The organism is Cohnella fermenti, assembly GCF_004801405.1.
GTDB classification, from domain to species: domain Bacteria; phylum Bacillota; class Bacilli; order Paenibacillales; family Paenibacillaceae; genus Cohnella; species Cohnella fermenti.
The window spans coordinates 102,473-113,370 of the sequence record NZ_SSOB01000019.1 but is presented as its reverse complement, the minus strand read 5'-3'; the positions used below and the strand labels follow the sequence as shown (position 1 = coordinate 113,370).

At 58.4% G+C, this 10,898-nt stretch carries 10 protein-coding genes; 8 read left to right on the top strand and 2 right to left on the bottom strand.

Annotation, left to right across the window (positions count from 1 at the left end; genetic code table 11):
- The first annotated feature begins 611 nt into the window (after positions 1-611).
- From hflX to E6C55_RS16330, 3 genes are all read left to right on the top strand, one after another.
- Complete coding sequence (hflX, locus tag E6C55_RS16340) at positions 612-1,892, top strand: GTPase HflX (RefSeq protein WP_136370902.1); 1,281 nt, start codon at positions 612-614, stop codon at positions 1,890-1,892.
- Between the two features lie 111 nt (positions 1,893-2,003).
- Complete coding sequence (locus E6C55_RS16335) at positions 2,004-2,591, top strand: TetR/AcrR family transcriptional regulator (protein ID WP_136370883.1); 588 nt, start codon at positions 2,004-2,006, stop codon at positions 2,589-2,591.
- A 55-nt stretch (positions 2,592-2,646) separates the two neighbouring features.
- Complete coding sequence (locus tag E6C55_RS16330; protein WP_136370882.1) at positions 2,647-3,288, top strand: peroxiredoxin-like family protein; 642 nt, start codon at positions 2,647-2,649, stop codon at positions 3,286-3,288.
- Between the two features lie 46 nt (positions 3,289-3,334).
- Here E6C55_RS16330 and E6C55_RS16325 read toward each other — a convergent pair whose 3' ends face one another.
- Complete coding sequence (locus E6C55_RS16325) at positions 3,335-3,751, bottom strand: MerR family transcriptional regulator (RefSeq protein WP_136370881.1); 417 nt, start codon at positions 3,749-3,751, stop codon at positions 3,335-3,337.
- A 96-nt stretch (positions 3,752-3,847) separates the two neighbouring features.
- Between E6C55_RS16325 and E6C55_RS16320 the strand changes: the two genes are divergently transcribed.
- The 4 genes from E6C55_RS16320 to E6C55_RS16305 all read left to right on the top strand — a co-directional run bounded on the left by E6C55_RS16320 (position 3,848) and on the right by E6C55_RS16305 (position 8,376).
- Entirely contained in the window at positions 3,848-4,678 is an 831-nt protein-coding gene (locus E6C55_RS16320) for an SDR family oxidoreductase (protein ID WP_136370880.1), read from the top strand.
- A gap of 159 nt (positions 4,679-4,837) precedes the next feature.
- Positions 4,838-5,590 (top strand): IclR family transcriptional regulator, encoded by a 753-nt coding sequence (locus tag E6C55_RS16315; protein ID WP_136370879.1) that lies wholly within the window; start codon positions 4,838-4,840, stop codon positions 5,588-5,590.
- 1,053 nt (positions 5,591-6,643) lie between these two features.
- Positions 6,644-7,417: an SDR family NAD(P)-dependent oxidoreductase gene (locus E6C55_RS16310; RefSeq protein WP_136370878.1), complete on the top strand. Its 774-nt coding sequence runs from the start codon at positions 6,644-6,646 to the stop codon at positions 7,415-7,417.
- Between the two features lie 41 nt (positions 7,418-7,458).
- Positions 7,459-8,376 (top strand): fumarylacetoacetate hydrolase family protein, encoded by a 918-nt coding sequence (locus E6C55_RS16305; RefSeq protein ID WP_136370877.1) that lies wholly within the window; start codon positions 7,459-7,461, stop codon positions 8,374-8,376.
- Between the two features lie 7 nt (positions 8,377-8,383).
- On the opposite strand, the gene E6C55_RS16300 is transcribed toward E6C55_RS16305, so the two are convergent.
- Complete coding sequence (locus E6C55_RS16300) at positions 8,384-9,520, bottom strand: CdaR family transcriptional regulator (protein WP_136370876.1); 1,137 nt, start codon at positions 9,518-9,520, stop codon at positions 8,384-8,386.
- Between the two features lie 172 nt (positions 9,521-9,692).
- Between E6C55_RS16300 and E6C55_RS16295 the strand changes: the two genes are divergently transcribed.
- Positions 9,693-10,853: a glycerate kinase gene (locus tag E6C55_RS16295; protein WP_168735684.1), complete on the top strand. Its 1,161-nt coding sequence runs from the start codon at positions 9,693-9,695 to the stop codon at positions 10,851-10,853.
- Positions 10,854-10,898: the final 45 nt, after the last annotated feature.

The window sequence follows — 10,898 nt, the reverse complement described above, 5'->3', positions numbered from 1 at the left end:
CAGGGATTTTCTGCGATGTAGGAGCCGCTTGTATGTTGTCGCTGCCGGGGGCTGCCGGAATTTTATGCGAAAAACCACATTGGCGAAGCACGATAACGGGCAGGTTGGACGATTCTATGTGAAAAATAGCATACATAGAGAAAATTCTGGCCCGAGTTGCTGGATGTATGCTAAAAACCGCATAAACCGCCGCGATTGCCGCCAATTCAAGCCGATGAATGTGAAAATCCATATAAAACCCGCAAAAGCTAAAAACGCAAAGTCGACCGTGTAGGCGGAGGAATCCCCGATTGCAATTCCGGCGCTTCCCGTGGTAGAATGGCTTTACTTTATTTGGAACGGAGGGTTGCGTGTGATTGATTTTATCCGAGTTCGTTCTTCGCGCGGCTAATCGTTAGCGCCAAGGCTCTGCCTGTGTGCAGAGGACTCAGGATAAGTCTGTCCCACGCGACTTATATATGCGGAAGAGAATCCCCGGCATCGGGGACTCTTGCCGCCGTTCCGGAGTCCTCTTTCCCGTACGCAGAACGCACAGGCCGTGGCGCCCGTGTGTTTTTTTGTACTCTAATTTCGATTTGCGAAGGGGAGGACCCTATATGGAACAAACGACTATGGAACAACCGAACAACCGCGCCGTCATCGTCGGCGTGAACTTGAATGACCGTCCGGACTTCGCCTATTCGATGGAGGAGCTCGGCAATCTCGCGGAAGCCTGCAACATCGAGGTTGTTGGCCAACTGACCCAGAATGCAACCAAGATCAACAGTTCGCACTACCTCGGCACGGGCAAAATCGACGAGCTGTCCACGCTCGCGCTGGGGAGCGACGCCTCGACCGTTATTTTCAACGATGAGCTGTCTCCTTCGCAGATCCGCAATCTGGAGAGCGCCTTGCAGAAGAGGGTGATCGACCGGACGATCCTGATTCTCGACATCTTCGCGGAACGGGCCCGCACCCGGGAAGCCCAATTGCAGGTGGAGGTCGCGAAGCTGCAATATATGCTGCCCCGTCTCGTCGGCCTGCGCGAGTCGCTTGGGCGGCAAGGCGGCGGCTCCGGACTGAAGAACAGGGGCGCAGGGGAGACCAAGCTGGAGCTTGATCGCCGGCGCATCGAAGATCGGATCGCCGCGCTTCAGCACGAGCTCGAGAAGCTTGTCGCCCAGCGTCAGGTGCAACGCAAGCAACGGCGCAAAACCGGCGTGCCCGTCGTCTGTCTCGTCGGGTATACCAACGCCGGCAAGTCCAGCGTCATGAACGCGGTGCTTCACCGCTTCATGCAAGGCTCGGGCAAGCAGGTGCTGGCCCAAGACATGCTGTTCGCCACGCTGGAGACATCGGTTCGCGCCATCGAGCTGCAAGATAACAAGTCGTTCCTGCTCACCGACACGGTCGGCTTCGTCAGTCAGCTCCCTCACTATCTCGTCAAGGCTTTCCGTTCCACTCTTGAGGAAGTGGCCGAAGCCGATCTGCTCATTCAGGTCGTCGACGTGTCCAACCCGGAATGGGAGCGGCATATCGAAGTAACGAACTCCACCCTCGAGGAGCTTGGCGCAGACGGCATCCCGATGATCTGCGCCTGCAATAAATCCGATCTGACCGAGCGCGCATACCCGCGGGTCGAGGAGGACAAGGTTTATCTCTCCGCCAAGCAGGGTGCGGGACTGGAGGAATTGATCGCGCTTGTGAGCGAGCGAATCTTCCGGGATTACATGAAGTGCGAAGTCGTGATTCCGTTCTCGGAGGGCCGGCTCGTGTCGTACTTCAACGACAACGCGCACGTCCAGTCGATCGAATACGAGGAGAGCGGCACCCGCCTGACGATGGAGTGCAAGCGGGCGGACTACGAGAAGTACAAGGAATGGCTCGTTCTCCCGACGGCGGCCAAGGAATAGCACTCGAACAACGAGAAGACGCTGAGCGAATCGGCGTCTTCTTTTCTATATTGTTTTGTTATAATTGGTTCGCCATTTGACATTCTACCTACTAGAAGGTAGACTGTAAACATGAACAATTTACCTACTACCTCTGACAGCATTCTGTCCTGTGCGCGTGCTCTGATCATCGCTGGCGGCTACAACGGCTTCAGCTACGCAGACATCGCCGATGTGGTTGGGATTCGCAAGGCGAGCATCCACCACCATTTTCCAAGCAAGGTTGATCTGGTTCGTACGTTGGTTGCGCGATATCGGGAAGAAGCTGAAGCGGGACTGAGGAATATCGAACTTCAGGTTGCCGATCCGCTCGAGCAGCTTCGGATCTACGTCGGCTACTGGGAAGCCTGCATCGCGGACGCCAGCGCTCCGTTATGCATCTGCGCTCTGTTGGCCGGCCAGCTCCCCGTCCTGCCCGAGGAAGTTGGCCTGGAGGTCCGGGCGCACTTCCGCTTCCTGTCCGGGTGGCTGACATCCGTGCTGGAGCGCGGCGCGCGGAACGGACAGCTTCAACTTGCGAGTTCCCCTCGTGCCGAGGCCGAAGCGTTCATGGCAACGATTCACGGCGCGATGCTGTCGGCGCGGGCCTATGACGATCCGAAGATATTCGGCGTTGTGACAGGACCGCTCTTGGAGCGGCTAACCTTCGCGCATTCCTGATGAAGGCCGCGATGGCGATAATTGCATTGCATTCATGATCGAGGAGGAGAAGAACATGTCATTAACTCAAGCGTTAGCCGAAGCCAAGCAGCAATTTATTGCGCACACCCCTATGGAGATTCAGATGGAGATGTTCCGTCAGATCCGGGAGCAGCAGGAGTCCGGCATTGCTTACGGTCGGCAAGAAGGGGAGAAGGCCAAGGATTTTACCCTCAAGAATGCGTTGGGAGAGACGGTTAACCTGTATGATGAGCTGTCCAGAGGGCCCGTTGTCTTGACGTTCTACCGGGGCGGTTGGTGCCCGTTCTGCAATTCCCAGCTTAAGGCCTACCAGAAGCTTCTGCCGGACATCGAAGCCCTTGGGGGCCAGTTGATCGCCGTCAGCCCGCAAAGCCCGGACAACACGCTTTCCCATCAGGAGAAAGAAGCGCTGACCTTCCAAGTGCTTAGCGACACAAACGGCCTTGTGGCCGCTTTATATAATATCCTTTACGACGTTCCGGATTATATCCAGAACATTATGAAGCAGATTGGCATGAACCTGGCGGAATACAACGCGACGAATCGCTGGATTCTGCCGATTCCTTCCACCTTTATGATCGACGAATCCGGCATTATCCGTTCCGCCTACGTGAATCCGGACTTTATGCAGCGGTTGGCCCCGGAGACTATTCTGCAAGAATTGAGGAAAATTTAGCGGCGATGCCTTGAAGCAAGCGGCGTTTGGTGTCGGTTATTCCTGATCATTGCTGGCCCATTCGAATACGCAATTCCGCCATCATGGCTTCGGCTTGCGGCGGATTCTCAGTCAGCAGCTTCCTGTAGGTCAGCATCCAATTCAGCGTCACAAGCATATGATCGTATTCGTCCTTCTTGCGTTCGATCTCATTGATCTTCTGAACAATCCATTCGATGACTTCTTGGTTCGTCCGTTCGTTCGAATCGTGATCCTGCAGAATCGTCTTCAGCTCAGCCAACGAGCAGCCGATGCCTTGGAATTTCTTAATCAGCTTTAACCGCTCGATGGCTTCGTCCGAGTAGTTGCGATAATTGTTTTTCTCTCGTTGAATATGCCTGCTGTCCAGCAAGCCTTCCTTCTCATAGAAACGAATGGTGTGCGGGGTTAAACCCATCAAGTCTGCCAATTGTTGAATTTTCATATGCAATCATGTCTCCCAACGCTTGCCTTAGAGTTTACTTCATAGTTTAGACTGGAGTCATCTCTTCGTCAAATACTAAAGGAGGCGTCAACGATTATGCGTATTTTCGTCACAGGTGCAACAGGTTACATTGGAACAGCCGTTGTCCGCGAGCTCATCGGTGCAGGTCATCAGGCAGTCGGTTTGACTCGCTCGGAGGGCGGGTCTCAAGTGTTGGAAAAGCTGGGGGCGGAGTCGGTTCACGGCGTGCTGGAGGATGTGGAGTTGCTGCGCAGTTGCGCAGCCGCTTCGGACGGCGTTATCCATCTGGCCTTTATTCACGATTTCGCTAATTTCGCCGCTTCGCTGGCAACCGATCTTCGCGCCATCGAAGCAATGGGAGAAGGGCTTGCGGGCTCCGGCAAACCGCTTGTTATCACAGCCCATGCCAATGGCCAAGCATCGGAGGATGCCGCACTGGCGTTTGTAGAACGAGGCGTGAGAGCGTCGATCGTCTCGCTTGCCCCTTCCGTTCATGGGGAAGGAGATAAAGGCTTCGTGCCGCAATTGATCTGGATCGCCCGGGCAAGAGGCTCTTCCGCTTACATTGGAGACGGCGCCAACCGTTGGCCGGCGATTCATCGCCTGGATGCGGCCGTTCTGTTCCGCCTCGCCGCAGAATCTGCGCCTGCAGGCTCGCGACTGGACGGCGTGGACGACGAGGGCATTCCGTTCCGCGACATTGCCGCCGTCATCGGCCGCCACCTGGACGTGCCGGCAGTCGGCATCCCGCGCGAGGAGGCGCAAGCGATCTTCGGTTTCCTGGGCATGGTCGCGTCGCTTGACTTGGCAAGATCGAGCGAAGGGACGAAGGCGCTGCTCGGCTGGAAGCCTGTCCAGCCCGGTCTCCTCGCCGATCTGGAGCAAGGACATTATTTTGCCGAATAGTATTCTATTCCCTCTGGCGGCATTAGGGTTTGGAAGGGGGATCGCGCCGGGCAGCGGTTCAGCAGTCCATCGGATAAATCGACAGTCCCCCTCCCGGCTTGCTATAATGCTATAATTAGCCGCATGATGGCAGGGCGAGATGAGCGGGGAGGGACGCGGATGGAACGCAAATACTGGGTGCCGGCCATCGAACGGGCCGATCAGGTGCTGCGGCTCGTTGCCCGGTATCCGGGAGAGCTGCGGCTCATCGATCTGTCCAAGCGGACGGACATTAACAAGAGCTCGATGTTCTCTCTGCTGAATACGCTCGAGAAGCTGGATTGGGTCCGCAGAGACAAGGACGATACGTTCCGAATCGGCGCTGCGCTCGGGGCGTTGGCGGGAGGATATTTTCAACAGAATGACTTGATCGCTTCCTTCCATCTGGAGGCGGCTCTCACGAAGAGCAAGCTGGAAGAGACGATTCAGTTGGCGGAGCTTCTGGGCAACGAGGTGCTGTACCTGGCCAAGGAGGAGTTCCCCGGTCCGGTCAAGCTGATGTCCGAGCCCGGCATGCGATTGCCGGCGCACTCGACCGCGCTTGGCAAGGTGCTGCTCTCCGGATTGCCGGATGACCGGTGGCCGCGGCTTTATTCGGATGCGGATGCGGAACCGCTTGAGCGGCTGACGCCGAATACGATAACGGAGCTGTCGGCGCTTCATGCCGAGGTGGGGCTCATTCGCGAGCGCGGCTATGCGGAGGATACGGAAGAGGCGGTCCAAGGCTTCTGCTGTATCGCGGTTCCCATCGTTCGGCACGGCAAGACCGTGTCCGCGATCAGCTGCTCGATGCTGCGGCACCGTTGGGAGAGCAAGCGGGAGTTCGTGCTGAGCGAGCTTCTGCAGTTGGCCGATCGCCTCTCGATCGCCTGAATAGTTAAGCCACAAGAGACGTCCGACAGGCCCTTGACGGGAACCTGGAGGGCGGTCTTTTTTTATATAAGAATCGATAAGTTTTGGGGCAGCCCATTTAGAATCGTGCGGGAGAGGGGGCCGGACATCTCGCCGGACTCGCCGGATACGAGGAATGGATGTGAAATATCACATTCGAGCATCGCGATAACGGGCAGATTGGACGATTCTATGTGAAAAATAGCCTATATAGAGAAAATTCCGGCTCCAGTTGTCGCATGTATGCTAAAAATCACATAAAACGCCGAGATTGCGGCTAATTCGAATCGATGAATGTGAAAAACCGCATAAAATCGCAAAAGCCGGCGGACCGGAGGTACGAACAGCATTGGGTGGAACGGTCAGGGCGCGATGTCTCGACCGTCTTCCTTATGCGAAAAACCGCTATGACAACCCGAACGGTTATCCCCCTACGATAGGGGCTCCCGGAGCGGGAGAGGAGCGCCGCGCTCAACGCCTAGAGAGATCCGCTTGCCATGCTTCCGTACGCGGCAACTCCTCCCCCCCGCGCCTTCTCCCCTCGCACCTCCTCCCCTCGCACCTTCTCCCCCTCTGGCGGCATTAGGTTTCTTCTCCCTTTCGCTCAGGATAAGGAGGTGCAAGGGAAATGAGCTGACCCAAGAGCAAAGGGCAGGATCGGCAAGCGGAAGTTCCTGATCCAAGGGGAGAAGAGGCATAAGGGTTCAGAAGGGGAATAGCTTCTTTCTTATGACCATAATATGGAAAACGACTCGTCGGCTCACCGACTCGCCAACAAGCCGAACGCGTCGGCTGATGCTGGACGGTGGCGGGACCGACGAATGCGAAATTTCGCATAAAATCGCAACAGTCGGCGGTAACGATCGGCGGTCGAGGAGGGAGGAGTTGTCTTGCGGGGTGAGGGTGAGCGGGCGAACATGGAAATTTTAGTTGCTCTGCAGCAACGGGGATGATATTATTTTAATATATTAAACTTAGTTTATTATAATAAACCGCAAAACGAGAATCAAACAAGAGAATATGGAGGCCGCAACTATGCGATTAAACGGGAAAATCGCGCTGATCACCGGAGCCGGCTCCGGGATTGGGAGATGCTCCGCGCTTGCTTTCGCCGGAGAAGGCGCAGCGGTTGTCGTCAACGATCTGGACGAGGCCAAAGCGGAGGAGACGGCAGAGCGCATTCGGGAGGCGGGGGGAACGGCGGCGGCGATCGGGGCGGACGTCACGGACCCGCTGTCTGTGCAGAGCATGGTCGAGCGTGCGCTCGCGCAGTTCGGCCGCATCGACGTTCTGTTCAATAATGCCGGCATCAGCGGCGTCGGCGCGTTGCATGAGGTGGAGCCGGACGACTGGGATCGGGTGATCCGGGTGAACATCCGCGGCGTGTACTTGCCAAGTAAGGTTGTCCTACCGTCGATGATGCAGCAGAAGTCGGGAGTCATCATTAATATGTCCTCCTGCGTCGCCGAGATCGGTCTCGCGAAGCGGGCGTCCTATTCAGCTTCGAAGGGGGCGGTGCTTGCGCTGACGAAGTCGATGCAGGTAGACTATGTGTCGTACGGGATTCGCGTCAACGCCCTGCTGCCGGGGACAATTCTGACGCCGTTCGTGGAGCAGTACCTGAAGTCGTCCTACGACGATCCGGAAGCGGCGATCGCTTCGATCAAGAAGCGCCAGCTTAGCGAAGAGCTGGGAAGCCCGGAGGATGTCGCGCAAGCTGCCGTATTCCTGGCCTCGGACGAGTCGAAGTTCATGATGGGCTCTCCGCTCTATATCGACGGCGGCGCCGTATTCGGCAAGAACGCGTAAATTCATCATTATTCGCAACCGATAGAGGAGAGCTGAAGAGAATGAGACTGCTGAATTTTGAAGAGAACGGCACTTATAAGCTGGGTGTGCATATCGGGGATGAAGAGAGCGTTCTGGATGTCGCGGCGGCCTTGGCCGTTCGTGGGAACAAGAGTGAGAGCGCCGGCATTCCGGCAACCGTCCAGCAGGTGATCGAGGGCGGAGATGCCGCACTGACCGCACTGGAAGCATTCGTCGCAGCGGCGACGGACGCTTCTGACCGCGATAATTATATGAAGCAACAATCGAGCCTGAACCTCGGACCTTGCGTGACTCATCCGAACAAGATCATCTGCGTCGGGCTGAACTACCGCAAGCACGCGGAGGAGACGAACGCCGAGCTGCCGGTCTATCCGATCTTGTTCAACAAGTTCAACAACACGCTTGCGAGCCACGGTGAGGAGATTCCGCTGCCGAAGGTGTCGAGCAAGGTCGATTACGAAGCGGAGCTTGTGATCGTCATCGGCAAGACGGCGAAGTACGTGCCCAAGGAAGAAGCGCTGGATTACGTATTCGGATACTGCAATGTCAACGATCTGTCCGCCCGGGATCTGCAGCTGCGCACGCAGCAGTGGCTGGCGGGCAAGTCCTGCGACAAGTTCTCTCCCCTCGGCCCGTACCTGGTAACGGCGGATGAAGTAGGGGACCCGAACCGCCTCAGCATCAAGTGTACGGTGAACGGGGAGGTTCGCCAGCTCTCCAACACGTCGGACATGATTTTCGATTGTGCCGAGCTTGTCAGCTATATCTCCGAGTGCATGACGCTTGTTCCGGGAGACCTCATCCTGACGGGGACGCCCGAGGGCGTTGTGCTCGGCTATCCCCCGGAGCGGCAAGTGTATCTCAAGGCAGGCGACACCGTGTCGATCGAGATCGAGAAGCTTGGAACGCTTACGAATAAAATGGTGAGCGAAGAGTAGAGGGAGGTTATTCGGGCGCTTCTTCCGGCTGCGAAGATTCCTGCTTGATCAGCCACAGCACAAGCTGCAGCGTCAAGGCGTCCCTGAAGTGCTGGGGGTTGCAGCCGGTGGCCGACTTGACTTGTTCCAGCCGGTAGATCATCGTGTTGCGGTGAATGCCCAGCTCTCTCGCGGCGACGGCCATGTTCAAGCCGCATCGGAACAAGCAATCGAGGGTCTCCCGCGCCTTCGGCGGCAGATGGGGGAGGTAGCTGTCGATCAGCTTGCGCTTGGAGGCGGGGGAGATCTCCGCGATTACCGCTTCCCACACCCGATCCTCGTAGTAGACGATGCCGCTCCCCTCCTCCGGGACGAGCTTCAGGATCGCTTGGCTCTCCCGGCGGCTGTCCGGAAGGAGCCGGAGCTCGTCCACGCGGCCGCCGACGCCGACGACGAAGGGCTCGTTCCCGGGCGAGCCGTCTGCGCCGAGGGAGGACAGGCCCTCAAGCGATCTCTTGACGCGGTCGGGTGTCTGCCGGGCGAACAGGATCGTCCATTCGCCGGCCTGTCGCTGGCTGACCAACGCCATGCCGGCGAACCGGCGGGAGAGCGATTGCAGCAGCCGCGCATCTGCCTCGCCGCCGCGGTCCGGGCGCGCCGCTCGGACCGTGGCAACCTGGTAGGGCGGATGCAGCGCGAAGGAGAGCGGCCGCAGCCGACCGTTGATGTCGGCCGGCGTCGCCGCCGTTCCGCCTTCGAGCAGCTCGTCCGTCACGCGGTCCGCCACGAACTGGCGCCAATTCCTCTGCAGCTCGGACTGCTGCTGCCTCAGCATGAGCTCGGCGGTCATCTTGACCAGCTCTCCGAACGGCTTGACGTCCTCCGGCTGCCCCGTGATGCCGACGGCGCCGACGACAACCCCGTCATAAACGATAGGCAGGTTGATGCCGACCTGTGTGCCCTTCCATCTCGTTCGAGTTTTCTCTTCGACCAGGCAGGTCTTATTGTGCCGAATCGCCTCCCGTGCCGCCTCGTGGACCTGCCCGATTCGCTCCCGATCTCCGCTGGCCAGAACGACGCCGTCTCCGTCGAAGAGATTGATGTTCCGATTCAGCCGCTCCATCGTCTCCCCAACGATCCATTCGGCCAATTCCTTCGTCAGCACTCTCCATGCCCCGCTTCCCGGTATACGATAATTGATGTACTTAGCATACAATAAATAGATGATTCCATCGATAAAATTTGGTTGTTACGCTTAATGAAGAACCGCCGAATCGGATGTATGATGGAAGCGTTGATGTATGACGGAAGCATTCATAACGGAGAGGAGAGAGGCCATGAGGTTCGTTCTGGCGCCGGATTCGTACAAAGGAACGATGAGCGCCGTGCGCGTATGCGAAGTGATGTCGCGGGCGATTCTGGCGGAGCTCCCGGGCGCGCAGATTGACCGGGTGCCGATGGCGGACGGCGGCGAGGGCACGGTCGAGGCGATCGTCGCCGCAACGAACGGCCGCGTCGTCGAGCTGGAAGCGACCGGGCCGCTCGGCATTCCGGTCGCGGCCCGGTTCGGCGTTATCGAGCGGGAAGACGGACCGTGCGCGGTGCTGGAGGCGGCTTCCTTGTTCGGCTTGCCGATGGTGGGCGAAGCGGATCGCAATCCGCTTAACGCCACCTCCAGAGGTCTGGGAGACGCCATCCGGGCGGCGCTCGATCTTGGCTTGCGCAGCTTCGTCGTCGGACTGGGAGGGAGCGCGACGAACGACGGCGGAATCGGCATGCTGGCCGCTCTCGGCGTGCGCTTCTACAATGCCGGCGGCAAGGAACTGCCCGGGTTCGGGAGGGACTTGCCCGAGCTTGACCGTATCGATTGGACTTGTCTGGACGAGAGAATCGGGGCCTGTTCGTTCCTGATCGCTTCCGACGTCGACAATCCCTTGCTGGGGCAACGGGGGGCGACTCGCGTGTTCGGGCCTCAGAAGGGGGCCGGCGAGGACGTCGTCGAGCGCCTGGAGGCGGCGATGTCGGCGTATGCCGAGAAGATGAAGGCGCTGTCCGGCAGCGATCTCGGCGATGAGCCCGGCGCTGGAGCGGCCGGAGGCATCGGCTTCGCGCTGCTTCACCTGGGAGGCAAGATCGTTCAGGGCGCCCGGGTTGTCGGGGAAGCGAGCGGCCTGCAAGCGAGGATCGCTGGCGCCGACTGGGTCGTGACGGGCGAAGGGAGCAGCGACGGCCAGACGTTGTCCGGCAAGGCTCCGTTCTATGTCGCCCGGCTTGCCGAAGCGGCAGGGAAGCCGGCGCTGCTCGTGTCGGGAAGTCTCGGCGAAGGGTGGGAGCGCTTGCTGCCGCATTATGCGGGGTGCTTCTCGACGGTTACGCGTCCGGTCGGACTCGATGAAGCGCTGCGGAGGGCGGAGGCGAATCTGCATGCGGCCGTTCGCAACGCCGTGAAGCTCATCGTCCGGGCGGGCAGAACGAATTTTTCCGATACGAATCCTTGAATCTTTCATTGTTCCGACTCCAATCATTCCAATGGAAAGAAGGAA